The sequence below is a fragment of the Anabaena sp. UHCC 0187 genome, from assembly GCF_009712035.1.
GTDB lineage: Bacteria > Cyanobacteriota > Cyanobacteriia > Cyanobacteriales > Nostocaceae > Dolichospermum.
Genome location: NZ_VILB01000014.1, coordinates 264,225 through 286,052, shown reverse-complemented (window position 1 = coordinate 286,052; position 21,828 = coordinate 264,225). Strand labels below are relative to the sequence as shown.

General features: G+C 37.7%; 16 protein-coding genes. 8 read left to right on the top strand and 8 right to left on the bottom strand.

All coding sequences use genetic code 11. From position 1 onward, the window contains the following. Positions 1–21 precede the first annotated feature (21 nt). Positions 22–2,754, top strand: coding sequence for a tubulin-like doman-containing protein (locus FJR11_RS17765; RefSeq protein ID WP_168506038.1), 2,733 nt, complete (start codon positions 22–24; stop codon positions 2,752–2,754). A gap of 30 nt (positions 2,755–2,784) precedes the next feature. Beyond that, positions 2,785–5,829 carry a hypothetical protein gene (locus FJR11_RS17760; RefSeq protein ID WP_168506036.1) on the top strand — a complete coding sequence of 1,015 codons (3,045 nt, stop codon included), beginning with the start codon at positions 2,785–2,787 and terminating at the stop codon, positions 5,827–5,829. 127 nt (positions 5,830–5,956) lie between these two features. Here the strand turns inward: FJR11_RS17760 and FJR11_RS17755 are convergent, their stop codons facing one another. The 4 genes from FJR11_RS17755 to FJR11_RS17740 form a co-directional block, all read right to left on the bottom strand. Beyond that, positions 5,957–6,595 (bottom strand): hypothetical protein, encoded by a 639-nt coding sequence (locus tag FJR11_RS17755; RefSeq protein WP_168506034.1) that lies wholly within the window; start codon positions 6,593–6,595, stop codon positions 5,957–5,959. 76 nt (positions 6,596–6,671) lie between these two features. Further along, positions 6,672–8,273 carry a CHAT domain-containing protein gene (locus tag FJR11_RS17750; protein WP_168506373.1) on the bottom strand — a complete coding sequence of 534 codons (1,602 nt, stop codon included), beginning with the start codon at positions 8,271–8,273 and terminating at the stop codon, positions 6,672–6,674. Between the two features lie 191 nt (positions 8,274–8,464). Then, positions 8,465–10,633 (bottom strand): PP2C family serine/threonine-protein phosphatase, encoded by a 2,169-nt coding sequence (locus FJR11_RS17745; RefSeq protein WP_168506032.1) that lies wholly within the window; start codon positions 10,631–10,633, stop codon positions 8,465–8,467. Positions 10,634–10,942: 309 nt separating this feature from the next. Next, positions 10,943–11,299 carry an NAD(P)H-quinone oxidoreductase subunit M gene (locus tag FJR11_RS17740; protein ID WP_168506030.1) on the bottom strand — a complete coding sequence of 119 codons (357 nt, stop codon included), beginning with the start codon at positions 11,297–11,299 and terminating at the stop codon, positions 10,943–10,945. Positions 11,300–12,065: 766 nt separating this feature from the next. On the opposite strand from FJR11_RS17740, the gene FJR11_RS17735 reads away from it, so the two are divergent. Beyond that, the gene (locus tag FJR11_RS17735) at positions 12,066–12,347 is read left to right on the top strand and encodes an Npun_R1517 family heterocyst differentiation transcriptional regulator (protein WP_168496733.1); all 282 of its coding nucleotides are present in this window, start codon (positions 12,066–12,068) and stop codon (positions 12,345–12,347) included. A 246-nt stretch (positions 12,348–12,593) separates the two neighbouring features. On the opposite strand, the gene FJR11_RS17730 is transcribed toward FJR11_RS17735, so the two are convergent. After that, on the bottom strand, positions 12,594–13,289 hold the full coding sequence (locus tag FJR11_RS17730) for a response regulator transcription factor (RefSeq protein WP_168506028.1): 696 nt from the start codon (positions 13,287–13,289) through the stop codon (positions 12,594–12,596). Between the two features lie 222 nt (positions 13,290–13,511). Between FJR11_RS17730 and FJR11_RS17725 the strand changes: the two genes are divergently transcribed. After that, entirely contained in the window at positions 13,512–14,906 is a 1,395-nt protein-coding gene (locus FJR11_RS17725; protein ID WP_168506026.1) for an AAA family ATPase, read from the top strand. Beyond that, a complete protein-coding gene (locus FJR11_RS17720; protein ID WP_168506024.1) occupies positions 14,906–15,469 on the top strand; it encodes a hypothetical protein in 564 nt (187 codons plus the stop codon). Before FJR11_RS17725 ends, FJR11_RS17720 begins: the two co-directional genes overlap by 1 nt. A gap of 81 nt (positions 15,470–15,550) precedes the next feature. Here FJR11_RS17720 and FJR11_RS17715 read toward each other — a convergent pair whose 3' ends face one another. After that, positions 15,551–16,537: a glycosyltransferase family 2 protein gene (locus tag FJR11_RS17715; RefSeq protein WP_168506022.1), complete on the bottom strand. Its 987-nt coding sequence runs from the start codon at positions 16,535–16,537 to the stop codon at positions 15,551–15,553. An 84-nt stretch (positions 16,538–16,621) separates the two neighbouring features. Continuing rightward, positions 16,622–17,956, bottom strand: a complete 1,335-nt coding sequence (gene ctpB / locus FJR11_RS17710; protein WP_168506020.1) for a carboxyl-terminal processing protease CtpB — start codon at positions 17,954–17,956, stop codon at positions 16,622–16,624. 320 nt (positions 17,957–18,276) lie between these two features. Between ctpB and FJR11_RS17705 the strand changes: the two genes are divergently transcribed. Further along, on the top strand, positions 18,277–18,975 hold the full coding sequence (locus tag FJR11_RS17705) for a YdcF family protein (RefSeq protein WP_168506017.1): 699 nt from the start codon (positions 18,277–18,279) through the stop codon (positions 18,973–18,975). 26 nt (positions 18,976–19,001) lie between these two features. Here FJR11_RS17705 and FJR11_RS17700 read toward each other — a convergent pair whose 3' ends face one another. After that, complete coding sequence (locus FJR11_RS17700; RefSeq protein ID WP_168506015.1) at positions 19,002–19,457, bottom strand: DUF29 domain-containing protein; 456 nt, start codon at positions 19,455–19,457, stop codon at positions 19,002–19,004. A 349-nt stretch (positions 19,458–19,806) separates the two neighbouring features. Between FJR11_RS17700 and FJR11_RS17695 the strand changes: the two genes are divergently transcribed. Together FJR11_RS17695 and FJR11_RS17690 are read left to right on the top strand one after the other, a co-directional pair. Next, a complete protein-coding gene (locus FJR11_RS17695; protein ID WP_168506013.1) occupies positions 19,807–20,469 on the top strand; it encodes a hypothetical protein in 663 nt (220 codons plus the stop codon). A gap of 11 nt (positions 20,470–20,480) precedes the next feature. Next, positions 20,481–21,806, top strand: a complete 1,326-nt coding sequence (locus FJR11_RS17690) for a four-carbon acid sugar kinase family protein (RefSeq protein WP_168506012.1) — start codon at positions 20,481–20,483, stop codon at positions 21,804–21,806. The last annotated feature ends 22 nt before the right edge of the window (positions 21,807–21,828 follow it).

Below are 21,828 nucleotides of genomic sequence, written 5' to 3'. Positions count from 1 at the left end.
ATAATTATCAGAGGAGATTCAATGTCCCGTCCCACAGTTGTTTTTCGTCCTACCGTTGTCATCGGTTTAGGTGGTACAGGTTATGGCGTTGTGCTAAAACTGAAAAAGCGTTTTATAGATGTTTACGGTGCAGTCCCAGAAATTATCCGGTTTCTTTCCATTGATACTACTGAAAATATCCAAAGTCGAGAAAAATCACCAGATGGTAACACAGTAGTTTTAGAACCCAATGAAATCTATCCTATTTCTGTTGCTAATCCAGGGAAACTCCTAGTAGGAAATGATCATATTAATGAATGGTGGCCGAAGGAAATTCCCGCTCACGGTATTATTAATGGTGCTGGACAAATTCGGGCAAGGGGTAGGTTGGCTTTATTCGCTAAAGTAGGTGATATTAATAGTTTGATTGGACAAGCTATCAATGCTGTTTGTGAAATTCGCACCAACAAACAAGCATTTTCCGATAACTTTCAAGTTTCTAATCGTGATGGTGTCGAAATTTTTATTGTTGGCAGTTTAGCTGGGGGAACTGGCAGCGGTACATTTTTAGATATAGCATTTTTAGCGCAGCGATATCTGAATACTTTTTCTAATATTACAGGAGTATTTGTTTTACCGAGAGTATTTGCTAATCTTCCCCAAACTAACATGGTGAAATCAAATACCTATGGCGCTCTTAAAGAAATAGAATATCTTTGGGGACTCTCACCTAGTAATCCAATGGAAATTGATTATGGTGGCTTTAAAGTTAAAGCTGATCGTCCCCCATTTGATACGGTATTTGTAATTGATGGGATTAATAAAAAGGGGACTGTAGTTGGTCGTCCTGATGATTTATTAAACTTAGTTGCCGATGGTTTATATGTTCAAATTGGTTCACAAATCGGTTTAGATGCTGCTAACGTGGCTGATAATTTGCGGGCTTATTTAGCAACAGCAGAAAAAGTTCGAGGACGCAAAATCAATTATTGTAGTTTTGGGTTTGCGGCTTTGACTTTGCCTACCCAACAATATGAGCGCATGAAACTAGAAGATGCTCAAAAGTTTGTAGCTAATGAGTTGATAGCATCTGCTCAAGGTATTGATTTAGAAAGTGAAATTACTCGGTTTTTCCAAGATGCTAAATTAGCAGAGGTAACGGTTTTAGAATCTTTGATTGCAAGTAATCAAGGTGGCAAAATTAAGCCTGAGTTAAGAATGGGGGAAATGCGTTTTGATCGGACTGCTTTACCGACAATTAAGGAATTATATAAGCGGCAGATGGATCAAATGGAACAACGGACTAATCAAGAGTTAGGAGTTAATCATTATCGCTTAGAACAGAACATTACAGAAGCTGTTTCTACTTGGTACGAGCGAGCAATTAACCGTCCTAATGGTTTAGCTTATGCAGGGCAATTTGCCGCCAAATTAGCGAAAAATCTCGATGAGTTGCAACAAAGTGTCCAGAAAAAATCCCAAGAGGCACAATATCAATATAATCTCTTAAAACTAGAACAACAGGAAGAAAAAATTAAGGAAGTTGCTGAAACTTGGTTTGTGAATAAAAACAATGTGCAAGCAGCTTGTCAACGGTTTAAAGAAAGGGCTGATCAAAAATGGAGACTTTATTTACATTGGAAGCGGTGTGATAAAGCAGCAGAACTTTACGGAATTTTGCGAACTAAAGTAGAGGAAATTCAAGAAAAATGTAAACGTATTCGCATTAACCTAGACAGAATCTATCAAGACCTAGAACAAAGTTATAGTGAGGTAAGTCGTCAAGGTAATAGTGATAATCCTTTTATTCATACTATCCAGCGAGTTAACTTGGAATCAAAAAGACCGAAAGTTAATGGAGAAGATTTTATCCGTTGGTATCGAGAAAAGTCGCAAACGTTAACGAATTGGTCAGATAAAAAAGCCGAAGATATCAAAGCTGAAATTTTGGCATTTGTTGATGAGATTTATAGCCCACTTACCACCATGACAATAGAGGAGGTATTAGCAAATAGTAATCCCGAAGATGCGGGTAAAGATTTGGAACAATTGGGTAAATTAGCAGTTCCTTTATGGCAATACGAAGAAGCAGAAATTCCCGTACAACAGCAACACCTAATAACTGAATTTTATTATTATGGTGTGGAAAGTAATAATACTATTTTTAGTAATCCTCCCTTAGTTAATCGGTTGCCAAAAGGCAGAGATAATCCTTCTTTTGTCCCCACGGGTGAAGCTCATAAAGTGACTTTATTTAGAGTTGAAGTAGGTATTCCTTTATTTGCTCTTAACGGTGTTAGAGATATGGAACAAGCCTATTTAGACCCCAACAAGGTCTTTAAACATCTAGATCGAAAGTGGAATAGCCTGCCTAATTTGATTCCCCCAGAAGAGGACGGTGGGGCATTGCGTTGGTTTGCTTTGGCTTTAGTTCCTGAACCTTATAAATTAATTGTCAATCAGAGAAGACAATACTCTATTTATACAGAACAAGCCAGAAAATTAGAAGGCCAAATTTTACCATTGGGAAGCGATCGCAAATCAGCATTTAAAGCCTTCAAAAATAACTCATCTTTAGTTAAGGAAATTGCTGATAAAGTTGAAGAAATAACTCACGCAGACGAAGACAAGGCCAAATTGCTGTTAGAAGCCTACATCCAAAAAATCAAGCAAGTATTAAAAGAAAACAAGGTTGATGCTCAAATTAAAGAACAGGTAGAAATGGAAATTCAAGAAATTGAAGCCTACCTCGAAGATTTGGATGTAATTTTATAGCCCTTTATTCAATAATTTGAGATTGGCATTATGCCTAAACCAACTATTATCTTTGCCCTCGATCCTTATAGTGCTGTTTTCTGTGCAGCTATTCAAAAGCAACTTGAACGTTATTCCCCAATTCAAGCGAGTTTACTACAAGTTCATACCTTGACTTGGGATGGTATTAACTTTGACTTTAATTCTAAGTTACAGTCAATGCCTACAGAAAAATCCGACAGAGAAAAAATTTCTAGTCAATTAAACTCTGTAAATCAAATTCGTAAACAATTTAAACAAGCGACAAGCAAGTTACAATCTTTGTTGATTGAACTACTCACAGCCAGCTATAATTCTCCAGAAATAAACGCTGCTAAAAGAGCAGGAATTGATATCAGCAACCAGCATAGAATATATTTTATGCTATCAGCGAAAGAGCAGATTTCTAGAGGTGTATTTTTTGAATTATCTCGTTTATTGCGGTGGTTATTTAGCAAATTCTTTGTTGATATTCCCCACAGTCTAGAAGCTATATTACTGTTACCAGACTTATTTTCACCAGCGAATAATTCTGATTATAGTGCTGCTTATGGGTTTCTCAAAGAACTTGATTTCACAATGACTAACCAACAAAAAGGCTTACTTTTTGACAATTGCTGGTTAATTGATGGACAAAGTGGCGGACTCAAAGATAATTTATCCAATTATGCAGATGCTTTTGTTGGTTTTCTCAACTTTGAACCAGATACCGCTGGGGTTTTAATTGGGACAAATAAAGTTCGCGGTAAAATATCTGCTTATAGTTCTTTTGGCTATGGAGAATTAATTTTTCCGGTAGAAATAGCGATTACTCGTTTGAGTTCTGCCTTAGCTGCTGATATTATGAAACAGCAGTTTTTACCACAACAAGAATCAACACCAGAAACTAACCGTAAGTTATTATTAGATGCTAAAGAATTTATTTTAAGTGATGACTTTAGCGATGCTTTTTTACAATTAGAACGAGATAACGGTAAACCCGTATGGCAAGATTTTAATCCGCGTATTGATATGCGTCCTGGTATGGCTCAGGAATACGGAAAAGAATTACAACGTGCATATCGGCAATTTCAAAATCAACAACTACTTACATACAAACGGACTCTAGAAAATTGTAGTAAAGAAGTCCAAACAATATTAACATCCTTTTTAGATAGCAGAATTAGTAATTATGCAGATACTACATCTAGTGGTTTAAATGAATCAGTAAAATTATTACAAATTCTCACTTATTCTTATTTAGAATTACAAACTGATGCGATTAGTGAACAACCACAAAATCTGATTACAGAATTACGTAGTATTGAAGGATTTCTTGATTCTCGATTAGAAGTAACGATTAATAGAGAAAAAACACAAAACTTACTCAATCAAATTTTGTCTTTAAGGGGAAAAAGGCAACAATTACAAGAAAGTTTAGCTGAACTTAATTCTTCAGAATTGTTAGAGGAATTACAAACAACTCAAAAACAGCTAGAAAATACAATTTCCGAATATCGTCAAGCTGTGAATACAGAAATTGAACAAGCTCGTCAAATTCGGATTACAGCAGTTGAACGCGCTCGTGATCAAGTAAAACAAAATATTGACAGCGTAGAAAAGCAGCTAAACTTTTTAGAAAAGGAAATTGAAACTGCTACAGATAAACTCGACCAAATACTCACAAAAGAAACTGAATTTCGGAATAAGTATTTGATTGTTTATCCTACTTTAGTTTTACTTATCCTTGTAGGTTTAGTTGTTTTATTGGGTATTTTCAGTCAATCAATACTATGGCTTTTATTAAAACATTTTTGGGGGAACTTAGTTAATTATTTATTGTGGATATTTATAGCTGTATTGACTTACTTGGGTACAATTTGGATTAAGTATAGTTCTACTATCCGCGAACCTATCCAACAGATTAAGAAAAGAATTAAAAGCTTAGAAAGTAGTTTAAAAGCTAATGCGGTAGAATTGCGTCGTAGCTATAATGAACAATTAAAATTAGAATATGATCTTTATGCCCAAAATCTTCGCCTTGAAACCTTAAATTATTTAATTAAAACAGCAAAACAATATGGAGAAAAGTTACGCCAAACCATCAGTAATTTTTCGCAAATTCACAACGATTTATTAACTCAACGAGAGCAAGCTAATACTTATTTCTCTGATATTAGACTGACTGTATTAACTAACAAAGATATTGATGATTATTATGTATTATCAAATTTACCAACGAATAAATTCACACAGGAACAAATCAGCCGTTCTCAATCTTGGCAAATATCAGCCGCAGAATTTCAAAATCAACTGATATCCTTTGCTAGACAGGAATTTGATAATTTGAGTAATTTGTCAATTGGAGAATTATTAAAACAAGCAGATATAATTCCCGAAAACACGCGCACTCAACGATTAAATCAACTTTATGATAGTTCTAAATTATTGGTGAGACTTCAGGATATTGAAACTAACTTAAATTCTGCTTCTCAAAAAGAAATTAATCTTTGGGTAGGTGCTAAAGATAAAGAAGAAATGATTAGTTTTTATAGTCGTTTTCATCGGAGTTTAACTACTTTAGTAGTTGAAGATGAACAAAGATTATGTTTATTGACTCGTCATTTAGGCTTTCCTGCTTATTTTCTCAGTCAAATTGAATTTTATCGTCACTGTTATGAACAGAGTCAAAGTGAAAAAATCGAGAATGAAGATCATATTCCCGATTTAGTTCCAGAGGAAATAGGTGCAAATAGAGAGTTAGAAGAAGCCTATAAAACTTTGCTTTTATCTCTTTCCCTTGATATATTAGCCAAAAATTCTCAAGGTCATTATCATTTGCAAACTCAGTTAAAAACTCAATTACTAGGTAAAGATCGTAAACAAATTGCTTTGGCTTTAGCAACTGAATTTACTCTTCAGGAAATATACGATCAACTTCAAGATGATATAGAAAGATTTGAACCAGATATGATTTACGAGAAAGTAGAAGAATTCACAGCTTCAGCACCAGATTTAACTACTTATGAACGTAAGCTTTTAGATAAGTTACTCTTAAAGTACAATCCTTTGAATTAGCTTTTTATGATCAGCAATTTATCCAGGATGTTCAAAATTAAATTGTCTAAATCAGGATACTCTGGATCAAAGGATGAACAGGATTAAGAAATTTATTAAATCCTGTACATCCTGATTCAAATAAAAACTAGGGTTGAGAATCACATTTAGAGAGATATTGGAGGGCATAATCAGCGATCGCTAAACTAACTTTTGCTTGTTCTATTTCTGATAAACTTGCCCAATCTCGATGTTCAAAATCTCTGATTATAGATGTTAATGTATGTGGTTCGTTACTTCGCATAGAGTAGGCAAAAGGACGAGCTAAAACTAATAAATCATCTACTTCCCAACTGGGTAATAAAGATTGCACACATTCCACTAGTTTCTCACTGGCTGATTGTTCAAGAATAAAGACTTCAGAAGCTTTTTCAGCGATAGCAGTCAGCAAAACTCCAGGGATAACCGAAAAAGCATTTTGCAAAGCTTTCTGAAGATAATTAACTGTATTTTTACTAATATTATGATGTTCAAAAACAGGAACTTGATCCCAAATTATATCTAGATTGTGGTAAAAATTCTCTGAACTTGTCATTGGTTCTGCGTCTAAGAAATCCTGTAAACCAAACTGTAGTTCTAGATGATGAAAATAAGCGTCTGAGGCTTCATCAGCCAGATTCCAGGGATAAGTAGTATCTTCAGGTTCTAGTAATGTTTCTAGGAATTCTAAATCTATATTCGATGGGAGAATATTTAAAGTATTTAAGTCGTTAATTGGATTTTTCATTTTTCTCTCACTATTATTTCATTGGTCTTATTGACAGCTACAACCTGAAGAATTAGATTTCCGTAAAATAATTAACTCAAGGATCTGCATCATTGCTGCTGTATTCTTCCCGAATAAATTCCCAAATTTCACCTTTAGAACTCCCAAACATAAACTGCATTCCCGATACTAAAGCTACTTCTTCCCGCAGAATTTGTTGCCAACCGTTGGGGCTTAAATACCAGGTAGTTCCATAGGTAGAGAAATCTTGCAGGTAATAAGTTGTACTAGATGTAGTTTCATTGAGAGTATTTCGACATAAAATTTCCGCGTGCCGTTTGGAAATATAAATTTCGGGGATGACAATATCATTATCTTTCGTGCGACCGATACGGGTAACACCAGAACGTAACAACCAAGTTTTCCCTCCTGGTGAGAGCGATCGCACATAAGCTGTATTTACAGGGGTATCTATGCCAAAAATTGCCGGATCTGGTAGTTCTGTAATGCCTTCATCTACGCTTTTAATCAGTTCTCCATCAAAATCAGGATGGAGGTAGAGAACTGGCAATGTCCAAGCTGGTTGATTGAATTTATACAGTGTTAACAGTTCTTGCCTGGCTGCTGCTACCGCTTCATCAATTGATTTACGCGATCGCAAGCTTGACGCAAAAGTTTGAATAAAACTATGACTTTCTGCATCAGCAACTTCATCACGCATCCCTAACACAGCCGGTACACCATGGCGAATTAGCACTTCTGCCAAACTACTAGCAAGTATAGCTTGGTGATTAATTGCCGCTGGTTGCGCCCCCCAACAGGCGTTAAAAACTGCAAGTTTGACACCTGTACGAGTTAAGACTTGAGCTAATTCTATCCCATTAATGTTGAATCCATTTCCTAAAAATAATAAGCCTCCATCCGGGTCTGGTACTCCATGTCCGGCATAAAAGAAAACATTATAAGCCTTGGTTTCTAACTCCTGAATTAACTCTTGTGCTGTCGGTTGCAAGAGTGTTTTCACCGTACAAGGTGCATATCCCGAATTGGTTTTGCCCCCACCACGACCTTCTAACAATGTTTTTTTCAGTAAGGATGCTTCCTGATCTAGTTGTAATTTATGATCATGTCCTAACACCAACAAAATACTTAAAGCCCGGTCAGTTCGCAATTCTGGCAAGGGTTCAACTTCACTGATGGTACGACTAAATAAAACATCTTGGGAAAGAGATATGGCTGATTGTCCAGCTTCCGGCTGCATAATTTCCCAAGGTAAGGCAATCAGATCAGGATCACGAATTTCTAACCGAAAGCGTAATTGAGTCTGTTGACCCATGGCCATACCGCGACTCCGTTCCCAACTACCCAGAATCGCCCCATCAAATATCCACCGCCATAAATTGATGCCCAAGGATTGCATCAGACGGCTACTATAAGGACTTTTACTTTGACCTTGAGCCGATGAAATTACAGCTAAGGGTAAGGTAGCTGATGGAGAAGTTGGCAAGGAAGTAATATCCAAAGGACTATGACCAGCAAACATTTGCTGCCATTCTCGCCAAACTTGATTAAGTTCAGCGGAGAAAACACAATCACGGAGAACATAGCCACTAGGATAGGGTGCTTTAACTACCCAAATGGCGAAGTTATCTGTGCCAGTATTTACTAGACGGGCGATAGCTATACTCGCCGTAGGCATCGCCAAATTCGGGCTGGACATGGATTGGTGGAAACTAAACGTTCAAAACACAGATACAGATATTCTAGGCAGAAATTTCGACAAGCAAGTATTTTTGCTGTTGTTTATTATGATTATTATCTGTATTATTTCAGGTTTTTTACAATTTAGCGAGTTTGTTGATTGGTAAAATTCCTATTTGTTGCTATTGCCTATTCACAGGGACTAGGTTGATCTGATGGCAAAATAGAGATATCCAAATCTTGCAGTTGAGAAAAGTTCAACTCGACTGTTTTTGGAGTTTGTGCTACGGAATTAGATTTTTGACAGAGACGCAAACGCACTTCTGGATTATCCGCAGCATTAGGATTAGTTTTTTTCTCTATAACTTGGAAAAAACTTTGAGCAGGAAAAGTTTGATTATTTATATTTATAGAACTATTTGCTTGAATTACCCATGTAGTTGAGAGATTTTCTAAAGTTCTTTCTGTAGCCGCAGTTGGTGGTTGACTAGAAAATGGGGACGGAGATGAAATTATTGTTGGTGATTTGAGTTGCAGTTTAAACCAATATCCCAATAAACCAGCTAATAACGTTAATCCTAAAATAATCACCAACTGGAGTGGGACTGGGGCAAGTTTGCTAGTCTTGTTTTCCGTAATGACTTGAGTTTTCTGATTATTAATCAAACTCTCGTCATTCACCGGATGATCTAATGGATCTAATTGTGTGCTGGGTAAAAGGTTAGAAATATCTGCTGTAATTGTGATATCTGGTTCTGAGTATTTGACCTGATAATGTACTAAAGCAATGGTGACATTATCATGTCCATTTTTAGTATTGGCAATTTCTATTAGTCTTTGGGCAACATTTTCTATACTTGTTTTCCCGGAAAGAATGGGTAATATTTCTGTTTCCCAACATTCTTCTACTCGGTCAAAATCACTCAAACCATCAGATGTGAGTAAGAAAACCGCATCTTCGTCAATAATAAAGCGTTGAGATGTGGGATGCAGTGAGGTACTTTTACTCATTCCCAAGGCTTGAACTAATGAGCCAGAACCACTGTGTTGCAATGCTTCCCGGTAAAGAGCATAACCTAAACGAACTTCGCGGGAAGCAACATCATCATCTAAAGTAACTTGATAACAGTTATGGCGAGTAATCCAGTAGGCACGACTATCACCAACATGGGTAATATACATTTCGTGGGCAATCGGTAAAGCCATGACGATGGTTGTTCCCATGCGCTGTCGCCCTTGGCGGTGTTCGCTATCGTTGCGCTGGCTGATTTTATCGTTAACAACTGCTACTGCTCCTTCTAAGTCAGAAAGTAGCAGTGAGGGATCTATGTTTTCGGAGGGAACTGAAGTCAGTCCTTGAACTTGTTGCTGAATAGTTTCAATTGCTAGGTTAGAGGCCACATTGCCGCCCTCATGTCCACCAATGCCATCACAGACAATTGCTATGGCACTATGCTGGGGCGGTTTACTGATTAAAGTATCGCTAGGGGGGTAACAGGCATCTTCATTGCGTGGGCGGCTTGGCCCTGAGTCTGTTTTTGTATAGATTTTAATAGTGGTTGTTTGGAATCTTTCTAATTGGTTTAATCCTTGATCTAAAACTTTAATTAATTGTTCAGATGAGTTAATTTCGCCCTGGATGAGAAACTCACACACTTGTTGAAGAAATGAGGCAATATTTGGTTGAGCATTTTTGAGCAGTTGCTGCCAAAATTCTCCTAATTGAGATAATTTAGGGGATTTTTCTCCATCAAAACGCAATTCTAGTAAGCGAATCAATGCCCCTTCCACTCTTAATACATAGGGGTCTAGAAGGCTAGATGCTACTCCTTCTAGGGCTAAAGGTTGCCATAAATTAGCTAATTGCCACAGCCAATGGATTTGACGGATTGATGAAGCTTCACTCCAAACAGTATCTAAACTACTACATAAATTTGCTTTAGTGATGGTTGCATCAGTTAATAATGGTGGTCTTTCTAATAGTAATATTTCTGTTTGGGTTTGCTGATTGCTTAAATTTAGGACTCCATAAACTTGCGGTATATGGAGACGATAGGGAATTAGTTTCAGGTAAGGTCTAATTTTTTCTAAATTATCTAACTCAGGTATTTGGGGCAATAAACCAGGTTTGAGATCTAAAAGGATGGATTTATTAATAACTAAATAGCGATAGTTTCCCACGCCGCAGGCATCGGCTAAAATATCTCCAGGATGACAATGGTTGAGATCATCTCCCACAGCCCAGAGATAACGCTTCGGTAAGGGTGTGGAACACTGCTGGCAAAAGTTATGGGTGAGGGGATTAGCAGATTGACAATATTCATTTGGGCAGCAGAGCGTTACCGCATCATTTTCCATAGTTTTCCCACCGATCAGCAATTGGCATTTTCTTCAACAGTATTTGGGAGCGGCATTTGATACCGCGCATATTTTTGGCAACCCACAGCCTCATCATAACTTTTATTGTTGTGGGAATATGTAGCCATAGCAGAACTAATTCTTAAGCTGTCACTAAAACTTGACATACCCGGCGAATATAATTCGCCAGGGTTAGATAGATACAGCAGATTCCAAGTAAATAAAGTCCAAAATCTTTATCAAAAATCAAGGATAAATTGGGTTTTACTCCTGACTTCTGACTCCTAAATCCTGCTGTATGTAGTCAGTTTATTGATTCTCTACAACTGCAACTTGAGGTAGTCCCATGCTGTAATTAGTCACGCGACTGGAGAGATTGTAGCTAATTTCGCCTTTTTGTAGAAGCGATCGCAGATAATGCTCCAAGTCTGAACCAATACGACGTAAGTTATAGTCTGTTAGATCCACGCCACTAGACGCTTCTACCAGTTGATCAAACTGGCGATAAACTTTTTGCAAAGCATCTTCATTCCAATTGAATTCGTTGTCTGGATCAATATCTAATGTCAAGACATGATTACTCGGAATTAGTTCATCTTTGTCCATTTCCGCTGCAAAAATGCGAATATGACGGGTTGTGGACTTGAGCAGCATCAGGTTATCCATAAATTTGGGTGTAAGAGTTTAGCTGAATTACACTGCAATTATTTTAACTGCTATGTTTGAGCATATAGCAGAAATGAAGGCTAAAGTCTAAAATCTGGGGTATGAAGTTTTAGGAAAATAGGGGTGTGGAGGTGTAGGAGTCTAGGGGTGTAGAGAAAATTATTATCTGATTTTAACGCGTACTTGTCTTTTCCCTGCACCGCTATCAGGCTTTTTTGCAGTGATTTTTACCCATGTATGTGATTATTCACCAAAAATTTTCTGATTTTTTTACTGATTATGATTTTTTTTCATGTAACTATACATATATTGTAGTGACTTTACTGAAGTTTTCTCCAGTTAGTGAATTTTTCTACAATTATAGATTGCATTTATCAAAGGAGCGTCTTCAGTGCAAATGCTTAAGTATTATCACGCGGAAATAGTAAAAAAAATAATATTTCTTGACGTTTTGAACAAGTTGATGTAAAAACCTTTAACAAGGTCTAATCAATTTTTTACAAAAACTTCATGGTATGACATCTTAAAAACTGAATAATAGTTTATGGCTTGCATATGCCATAACTAGTAAAGAAACATCAAAAAACAGTAAAATCTAATTGAAAAAATACAGGGGGAGTAAAATAGAATGCCAGTTTTATGGATGAGAAAAATTCTTATCTTCAAAAACCTTGGATTCAGAAAAGTATAAGGAAACTATAAGGAATTTTTCTGGAGATTTAGTCCCGCACCTGTATGACCACTAAGTAAAGGAATCCTCAAAACTATGAACTCCAAAGCATTACCACGTCAAATCAATAACCCCGAAGTAGGTGTTTATGAGTGTGAAATCCACCTCAAATTCCGTCTGATTGAGGAAAAGAGTTTGTTAAGTGATCGTGACCAACTGTTACAAGTATTACTAGAGGCTTTAACCGAAGGATCTGATGATTTCTTAGAAACCTTGCAAGCATCTGTTAAGGCTCAGGAGATTTCCGAATTTAAAGCCTCTCCGCAAATGCGTCGCCAACTAATGCGTTTACGGAATTTCGCTGATACTATTCAATAGTCATCAGTGTAGTTTTGCGTTTCCAAGATGAAGTTTTGAAAGTCTGCTTCTACCTGTTTTTCCTAATAATGAGTTTGCTTGTAAACGTAAAGTCACGTCTACAGCATTTTTGTCTCAATGCCAGCAAGCTGGGAAAATTACAAGTAAAAATCTGTAACATAAGTTACTATTTTAGCAGCAAAATTAGCCGGGTGCATTTTACCATTTTTCTACTAATTAACCTTAATTATTACCAGTGCGAGTAGTTCACTTAGCTAGTCCATGTTCTAGGGCAAAACGAACTAACTCTGTGCGACTATTAGTACCAGTTTTACTAAATAAACGACTCACATATTTTTCGACGTTGCGGACGCTTGTTTCTAAACGACGGGCAATTTCTTTGTTCATTAATCCTTCTGCTACCAAATTTAAAACACTTTGCTCTCTAGGGGTCAAATCTATTTTAAACGGGGCTGGAGTTTGGGATATGGCACTGCGATGAGTTAATAATATTCTAATTTGAGCGATTTGATTCGCCAAATCGGCAAGATTTGGGGTTTCGCTGTTTTCCCCGGTGGAGGGGGTTTGGGCGCTGCGACGTGCGAGTAAGTTTTCAACTATGGCGACTAATTCATCAGGATCGAAGGGCTTAGGTAGATATGCGTCAACTCCGGCATGATAGCCTTGGATGCGATCGCCTGTCATCCCTTTAGCGGTTAAAAATACCACTGGTAAAGCTTGAAAACGGGGGTCATCTCGCATTTGTTTCAGGAACTGATAGCCATCCACCTGGGGCATCATAATATCAGAAATGACTAAATCGGCGGTGTTCTCTTGCATCCAGTCCCAACCTTCACGGGCGTTACTGGCAGTTTGAACCCTAAAACCGCTTTCTTGTAAATATTCTTTCACGGCTTCCCGCAATCCCGGTTCGTCATCTACCAGTAACAGTTGTGCTGACATTGAAAATTCCTATTAGGTGTACATTTTCCTAATGTAGCGAAATTTGGTTGGTCTTGGCTACTGGGAAAGGGGGAGATTGGAGGGATTACAGGGAAGAGTCATTCAATCGCTGCTGTTAAGAACTGATATTATGAAGATATTAGCTAAAAAAAATTCTGGATATCAGGGAATAAAATGCCGACAATCCCATTTTTCCAACGTAGATAAATTATATATAAACTAATGAAAATTAAAGTTAAAAATCTTGGTGCTTTAAAACAAGCAGAATTTACACTTGGTGAACTGACAATCATTTGTGGTTACAACAATACAGGTAAAACTTACGCCACTTACGCGTTATTCGGTTTTTTATATACTTGGCGCAAGATATTTTCGCTGAAAATCAACGACAATAAGATTGAGCAACTCCTTGCTGACGGAGTAATTTGTCTTGATATACAAGAATATGTCAATCAAGTTGAGCAAATTGTTTTTCAAGGTTGTCAGACATATACCCAGGAATTACCAAAGATTTTTGCCGCATCGGCTGAACGATTCAAAGAATCAGAATTTCAAGTAAGCCTAGACACAAAAAGTATCCGTTTATCAAAGAGATTTGATCTGAAAATTGGCTCTGGTGAAGTATCACTTTTCTCTATTACTAAAAGTGAAGAAAGCACAGAATTAGTTGTTACTCTGCTGATTGAGAAAGAGAAAGTAAAAATACCCACGGACATCCTTAAGCGCATTATTGGCGACGCTCTCAAAGATATTATATTTGATCCGCTTTTCCCTCGCCCTTTCATCGCCAGTAGCGAACGAACAGGAGCAGCTATTTTTCGGAAAGACTTGAATTTTGACCGCAATCGCTTATTTGAAGAAATAGGTCAGGCTGGACAAAATATTGATCGAATGGAACTTCTACTTAAAGATTATGGAGATTATGCTCTACCAATAAAGACGAATGTAGATTTTATCCGGCAACTTGAAACTATTGTCAAAAAAAGCAGTTTTGTTGCTGAACATCATCCTGATGTACTGGCAGATTTCGCTGACATTATCGGCGGTGATTACACCGTAACTCGCAATGATGAGCTTTATTATCAGCCAAAGGGTAAACGGGTTAAGCTTTCTATGGATGAAAGTTCCAGCGCCGTGCGTTCTTTACTGGATATCGGCTTTTACCTAAGACACGAAGCTCAACCAGGTGATTTATTCATGGTAGATGAACCTGAATTGAACCTCCACCCTGAAAATCAACGCCGCGTTGCGCGGCTTTTTGCCCGACTGGTTAACTTGGGGATTAAGGTTTTTATCACTACCCACAGTGATTACATTATTAAAGAACTGAATACGTTGATCATGCTCAATCATGATAAACCTCATCTCAAGCGAATTGCTGAACAAGAAGGTTATCGTTTAGAAGAACTAATTTCTTCTGAAAAAATCAAAGTCTATATCGCTGAAGAGGCGTTTACAACAGGAACAACAGTAGGGGGGAAGACAAAAAGAACTAAAGGCCAAACTCTGATACCAGCGGATATCAACCCAGAACTGGGTATTGAAGCCCGCAGTTTTGATAAAACTATTGAAACAATGAATCGGATTCAGGAAGCAATTGTTTGGGGTGAGGATTAATGTCTGATATTGCTATCCTCAAACAGATGATCAAGGAAATCGCTACAGTTCCATTGGAAAAGAAAAACGGCAAAAATTTGGTTACACTGACAGAGCCTGATCTCCCCGACTGTTTCGTAACAATTCATGGAATGCCCCATAATGATGAGGTCATTATCATCAAGGCAGATGAGTTTAAGTCACCAGATACAGTGTTTATTGGCTCAAAAGGTGAATGTAAACGTGCAGATTTTGTCATCGTTGCCGATACTGACACGAAAAAGGTTATTCTTTGCATTGAGATGAAGGCGAAGACAACGACAAGCACAGAGAAGAAAATTATTGAGCAACTTAAAGGTGCAAAGTGTTTTGTCACCTATTGTCAGAAAATTGGCAAAGAGTTTTGGGCGCAACCGACATTCCTCGACAGTTATGTTTATCGTTTCGTCACTATCAGAAATATCAACATTCATAAGAGACCAACGCGTGAGGAAATAACGGTTACTCATGACATTCCAGAACGGATGCTAAAAATTAGCTCTCCGAAGGGTCTTCAATTTAATCGTTTGATTGGAGGTAGATAGAGAATAGCATAGCACTGCATAAAGACTTTTTCGATTTGCTTGACGCAATTTCTGAGAAAAGAATATACAGAAAATCCAATTTTAAAGGGATGTGTCGTTGAACCATTCAATAATTTTGGCATTTTCTGGTAACTTCGCATTTCTTTGTCCTTGAGAACGCGCATTAGCAGTAAATAATCCAATGGGAGTATCTAATAAATCCACAAAACTGGCTTTACCAACAATATTTTTAATAGTTGTTTTTGGTAATTCTTTGAATAACCAACGTAACACACGATAGCGGTACTCTTTTGCTGTGAACTCGCGCATTAATTCAACCCCATGCAATTCATGTAAATAACGATTAGAACGCCCATAACGTCGCCATTGACTGGCTAATTCTTTAATAGTGACGCGGTGACGGTGCTGAACAATCGCATTGGGAGCAAATTCTAATTTACCTAAATTAGCTTTGAGAATTCGCCAACAAATATCCGCATCTCCTCCTGTTGTCAGATAGGGACGAAATAAACCTGAAGTGTTGAAAACTTGACGACGAATTGCTAAATTTGCAGTTTGTCCATAGGAACAAAATTTATGAGCAAGAGTATGTTTTTGAGATAAGGTTTCTTGTTTATCGGCGAATTGTTCTAATAAACTTGTACCTGGTAATGCTACAATTTCACCAGCAACAATTACCACGTCTGAATTTATAAAAGGTTGAATTAATGTATTTAACCATTGAGGTTGGGGACGACAATCAGCATCGGTAAAAGCGATAATTTCACCAGTAGCGGCTTTAATTCCTGTGTTGCGGGCTGCGTAGGAACTTTGAATATTATTTTCACTTAATGGCTGAATAGTAATCGGTGAATTTTCAGCGGTTGTTTTGAGAATGGCCAGAGTGCGATCGCTGCTATGATTATCTACTAATAAATATTCTACTTTGTCTTGTGGATAAGTTTGGGAAAATAGACAATTGAGCAATTCTGGTAAATCTGCTTCACCATTATAAATAGGAATAACCACTGATACCTTGGGTGTAAACAGGTTATCAGTGGTTATATCAATTGCTGGGGAATTTATCATCTCAGATGCAGTGCTAAGAAAAATAACTAATAACTGAAAATTAAATTTAATCCCACCCCAAAGGATGGAATTAAACCTCAAATCCTAAAATTTCAAGTCTTTAGCGCTGACACTAACAGACTGGGAATTTTGACTTTTCACGGTTTGTGCTAATTTGCCATTAGAAAGAACAGCAATAGCGCGAGCATATTGGGGATCACTATTTGTCCCGATTAAATTTGGATTAGAAGCCAATTGGCGTTCCTGAGTTTGTGTCAAATCTAACTTGATATCCGGTACAATCCCTTTATGGTTGATGTCTGTACCGTTGGGTGTGTAATAATGAGCAATAGTCACAGCTAAACCGGAACCATCTCCTAGTTCATGGACTGACTGTACCAAAGCCTTACCAAAGGTTTGACTACCAACAACCACAGCCCGCTTATTGTCTTTGAGTGCGCCGGTGAGGATTTCACTAGCACTAGCAGAATTACCATCAACTAAAATTGCTAAAGGTAATTTGGTAATAGCTGTACGGTTAGCTTTTGTTTGGGCGCTTGATCCTTTGCGGTCTACGGTTTTGACGATATGACCATCATCTAGCCACATTCTCGCAATTTCTATACTCGCATTCAACAAACCACCAGGATTACCGCGCAAGTCTAAAACGTAGGAATCAACTTTTTGGTTGTTCAAGTTACGAATAGCTACACGCATTTGATCAGCGGCGTGGGAGCTAAATTCTTGTAATCTAATATACCCAACTTTCCGACCAGCTTCTTGTTTGAGGGTATACCGAACTGTGGGAACTTCTATTGTCGCCCTTGTGAGTTTGATGTTAAATTTGTTACCTGGTCGTTCCAGATCCAAGCTAACAGAAGTACCGACTCGACCACGAATTAATTTTGAGGCATCTTCGACTGACATTTTCAGAGCCGATTTACCATCAATTGCCAAAATCTCATCACCGGATTTGAGTCCGGCTTTTAGGGCTGGAGAATTTTCTATAGCTTCTACAACAGTGAGACGCTTGGTTTTTTCGTTGACTTGCATCCGAATACCAATCCCGGACACTTCCCCAGATGTTTGGCTAGTCAGGGATTCGTATTGCTTGGGGTTCATAAACCGGGTATAGGGATCGCCTAGCTTTTGCAAAGCTTCGCGGATCGCTACGTAGGCTTCATCTTTAGAAGTATAGTCTTTACTTAATAAGCTCTGCCTGATTGCTTGCCAATCTTGTTGATTAAATTTACCATCAACATATTCACGATTCACCAACTGCCAAACTTGGTCAACTAACGCTTTCGGACTGTCTTGTAAAGCCGCATGAACGGAGCGTGTCAAAGCTTGACCAAATACAGATATAGTAGCAGTTGTGGCGATCGCTCCACCAATCATGGCAGCTTGGAGCGGTGAGTAACGTTTCGCAGATTGGTTCATGTATATTAGCTGAAATAGTTGTGTTTTTGACAGTTTATCAATCAGAATTTCCTGATGTCTTCTTTGTTTTTTTTATCCTAATAACCTTTATACTCCATCCATCTTTTGGCCTGTTGTCAATGATGAGTTAGGTATGTTATTTGTCGGTTCACAAATATGGTTTGAGTTGATCGTTTTTTTGGCAAAACAACAAGGCAAAATATGTAACACTTGTATCAGTGTTATTGATAAATGCTCAATTATCTTCTTTAAGATAGCACTTTCTTAGCTGAGTAGCTGTGATTTCCATCAATAGATAATTAAACTTTTATTAGTTCTTTATGTTTCCTAAATTTAACATCAATTTATTAATTCACTTTCCGGGTAAATTTAATAAATCGTGGCGATTGTTACAAAAATTATGGTGGGGTTTAAGAATACTCCTAATTAGCTGGCTGGTTATTACCAGTATAACCTTAGTTTTTGCTTGCTTACAGCCAGTAGATGGCTTTTTTGTGCTGGGTGGTAGTATTCGTCGGGAAATTCATGTTGCTCAATTAGCAAAACAGTCTCCGTACATCCCCATTTTAATTTCTCGCGGTTCTCAAGATCCTTGTATTTGGCTAATTTTTCAGCGGGAAGGTGTAGATTTTCAGCAAGTCAATTTAGAAAATTGCGCTAATTCTACTTTTGATAATTTTTACTATGGAACACCTATTTTACAAAGTTGGGGGGTACACAAGGTAAAATTAATTACTTCTGGCACGCATACTTTCCGAGCTAAGTTAATGGCGCAAATTATCTTAGGTTCTCATGGGATTTGGGTAGAATCGGAAGTGGTGAAGGAAAAAGGCGTTCCTGCTAATCGGGAATATTGGTATAAAACTATTTTAGATATTATCCGCAGTTTAGGCTGGGCGGTTTTAAGTCAATTTATTCAGACCCAATGTCCACATATTATTAAGTTAGTTGATGTTGATATGCCAGTATGGGAACAAAAGGGTTTTCGCTGTGAATATCAGGGGGGGTTGAAGAGGTAAGGGGCTAATCATAACCATTAATTCCCCTATTCTGGTAAAAAATCAGACTTGAGAACTAAATTAGCATCAAAAGGACATTCCACAGGAAAAACAGATATAGATAAACCTGTTTCTGAGGCTGCTAAATCTCTAGCTTTTTGATAACATTCATTAAACACTTCTAAAAAGTAATTCTTTAAACTTGGACTATCGGCAAAATCATCTTCCAAACGGTGACGATGTTCTTTAATGGTTGTGCGCCAGCTATTTGTCCGTTTTTCTGGTTGATATTGCCATTCTAACAAGTGCATTAATAAAATTCTCAAGTTACTTTTAACTGATTTTTTATCATTATTTCCCATGCTTTCTATTTCAGAAATTAAATTTTCAATATCTAATTCTGCAAATCTTTTTTGTTGTAATATTTCAATTGTTGATTTTACCCAAAGATGAAAATCTTGGTTGTAGAGAGAAGATGATAAGCTGGTTAATGTGGTTTTCATCAATACCTCATATTCCCTACTTAATTAAAAATGTCAAACTATGAACAATTATATGCACTTGATCATAGCACATAATTTATTTTGTCTGAAATGGCTATAGCTTGCGTGACGACGTAGGAGTCATACCCGCTACCGCGAACGCTATCAGGATATCCAGGATTTAAGGATTTACAGGCTGGAAGAATAGGTAAGATCCATTGCTTCTTTGGCACAAATCCTGAAAACTGGTTTCCGTGAATATAGCTATCATATTTGAATTTAGATCCCCGACTTCTCAAAGAAGTCGGGGATCTTGTAGATCAACTAAAATAGATACTTAACTCACCCTTTCTCAAGGAGTATCTACCGAGTGCAGCCAGATTTAGTAGGTTTAGAAATCAGCAAAGGGGAACTAAGACGCTTAACTGGATTTGATCCTGAAGACGTTTTTCGTCCCTCAATCATGGCAGACAAAGAAAAGCGACTTGGCTTTTTTCTCAATGAAGCTTTGGTAGCTTTGGCGCTGACACCGATTATAGTTGGTACTATTTATGCTTTTATCATTTTACCCACGTTGGGATCTTCCAATAAACTGGGGGTGATTCTACTCATTATTGTACCCGTTGCGGTGGTTGTCGGGCGATCGCTCTGGCGAAAAAAAACCTGTCCCCACGCACTCACAACCCTGTTAGACGAAGTGGAAAAATATCATCAAGTCGTTCAAGCTATAGATATTAATGATCAACTTACTAACTCTGGTAACGCCAAAAGTAGCATTAGCGACAGAGAACAGGTAATATCTGCATTGCAACTAATTAGAGAAGATTTAGTCCGCGCCTTAAAAAGTGAGCGGATTTTGCGCGATAATAAAAAACTGCTTGCTAATAACCAGGATTTAGTGGTAAATAATTTAGCCAACCTGCAAAACTTACAAATTAGTAATCAAGCTAGTGAATATGCTCAACTTCTGAATCAATCATTACAGATTGCCTTAGATGTGCAAGCAGAACTCAGAAAACTCACAAAAGTGTAAAAAAATAAATTATGAATAACCAACCCAAAATAATTGTCCTTGATGATGATCCCACCGGTTCGCAAACCGTCCACAGTTGTTTATTATTAATGCGCTGGGATGTAGAAACTTTACGTTTAGGACTAAAAGATGATGCTCCCATTTTCTTTATTTTAACAAATACTCGTTCCCTCACCCCAGAAGCAGCCGCATCTGTAACTAGAGAAGTTTGTCATAACCTTAAACTCGCATTAGCAGCCGAAAAAATCGGCGATTTTCTCGTAGTTAGTCGTTCTGACTCCACCTTACGGGGACATTATCCCATCGAAACTGATGTGATTACCGAAGAACTCGGTCCTTTTGATGCTCATTTTCTCGTTCCCGCATTTTTTGAAGGAGGGAGAATTACCCGCGATAGCATTCACTATCTAATTATTGATGGTGTTCCCACTCCCGTACATGAAACAGAATTTGCCCGTGATTCCGTCTTTGGTTACAATTATAGCTACCTGCCCAAGTATGTAGAAGAAAAAACCAAAGGCCGGATCAAAGAAGATACCGTGACTAGATTTTTACTTGCAGATATCCGTGCTGGTAGTTTAGAAAGCTTATTGCAACTTGAGAATAATCAGTGTGGTGTCGTAGACGGGGAAAATCAGGAGGATCTCAACACCTTTGCTGTAGATTTATTAACAGCCGCAAGTCAGGGAAAACGCTTTTTATTCCGGTCTGCTGCTAGTATTTTAACAGCTTTGGCTGCCTTACCTCCCCAACCCATTGCTGCTGAAAATATGGCAGAATACGTGCGTGGTGGTAAACCCGGTGCAATCATTGTGGGTTCTCACGTCAAAAAGACAACTCAACAGTTAGAATCACTGTTACAAGTTGAGGGAACAGTAGGTATAGAAGTTAATGTCGGCAGATTACTTGAGAATGGGGTAAATGAATCTGCTAAACTGCTAACCGAGATTCTCGAAAATGTCAAAGTAGTACATAATGCTGGTAAAACTCCAGTAGTTTATACTAGCCGTCAGGAATTGGCTTTTAAAGATGTCAAAACTAGGTTAGATTTTGGCAGCACAGTTTCCGCTTTACTTATGGATATTGTCCAGGGTTTACCATCTGATCTGGGATTTCTAATCAGTAAGGGTGGTATTACTTCCAACGATGTTTTAAGTACGGGACTGACTTTAACTTCCGCTCGGTTACTTGGTCAAATTTTAGCAGGTTGTTCAATGGTAATTACACCATCTGATCATCCCCTGTTTCCTAATTTACCAGTGGTATTGTTTCCCGGTAATGTCGGTAATGCTGATGCGTTAGGGACAGTTTATCAAAGATTGATAGGGAAGATGTAAAAGAAAGGCAAGAGGCAAAAGG

Bases quoted from the DNA above. Each gene is read 5' to 3' on its own strand.
- FJR11_RS17765 (WP_168506038.1), top strand. From the start codon at position 22: ATGTCCCGTCCCACAGTTGTTTTTCGTCCTACCGTTGTCATCGGTTTA.
- FJR11_RS17760 (WP_168506036.1), top strand. From the start codon at position 2,785: ATGCCTAAACCAACTATTATCTTTGCCCTCGATCCTTATAGTGCTGTT.
- FJR11_RS17755 (WP_168506034.1), bottom strand. From the start codon at position 6,595: ATGAAAAATCCAATTAACGACTTAAATACTTTAAATATTCTCCCATCG.
- FJR11_RS17750 (WP_168506373.1), bottom strand. From the start codon at position 8,273: ATGCCTACGGCGAGTATAGCTATCGCCCGTCTAGTAAATACTGGCACA.
- FJR11_RS17745 (WP_168506032.1), bottom strand. From the start codon at position 10,633: ATGGAAAATGATGCGGTAACGCTCTGCTGCCCAAATGAATATTGTCAA.
- FJR11_RS17740 (WP_168506030.1), bottom strand. From the start codon at position 11,299: ATGGATAACCTGATGCTGCTCAAGTCCACAACCCGTCATATTCGCATT.
- FJR11_RS17735 (WP_168496733.1), top strand. From the start codon at position 12,066: ATGAACTCCAAAGCATTACCACGTCAAATCAATAACCCCGAAGTAGGT.
- FJR11_RS17730 (WP_168506028.1), bottom strand. From the start codon at position 13,289: ATGTCAGCACAACTGTTACTGGTAGATGACGAACCGGGATTGCGGGAA.
- FJR11_RS17725 (WP_168506026.1), top strand. From the start codon at position 13,512: ATGAAAATTAAAGTTAAAAATCTTGGTGCTTTAAAACAAGCAGAATTT.
- FJR11_RS17720 (WP_168506024.1), top strand. From the start codon at position 14,906: ATGTCTGATATTGCTATCCTCAAACAGATGATCAAGGAAATCGCTACA.
- FJR11_RS17715 (WP_168506022.1), bottom strand. From the start codon at position 16,537: ATGATAAATTCCCCAGCAATTGATATAACCACTGATAACCTGTTTACA.
- ctpB (WP_168506020.1), bottom strand. From the start codon at position 17,956: ATGAACCAATCTGCGAAACGTTACTCACCGCTCCAAGCTGCCATGATT.
- FJR11_RS17705 (WP_168506017.1), top strand. From the start codon at position 18,277: ATGTTTCCTAAATTTAACATCAATTTATTAATTCACTTTCCGGGTAAA.
- FJR11_RS17700 (WP_168506015.1), bottom strand. From the start codon at position 19,457: ATGAAAACCACATTAACCAGCTTATCATCTTCTCTCTACAACCAAGAT.
- FJR11_RS17690 (WP_168506012.1), top strand. From the start codon at position 20,481: ATGAATAACCAACCCAAAATAATTGTCCTTGATGATGATCCCACCGGT.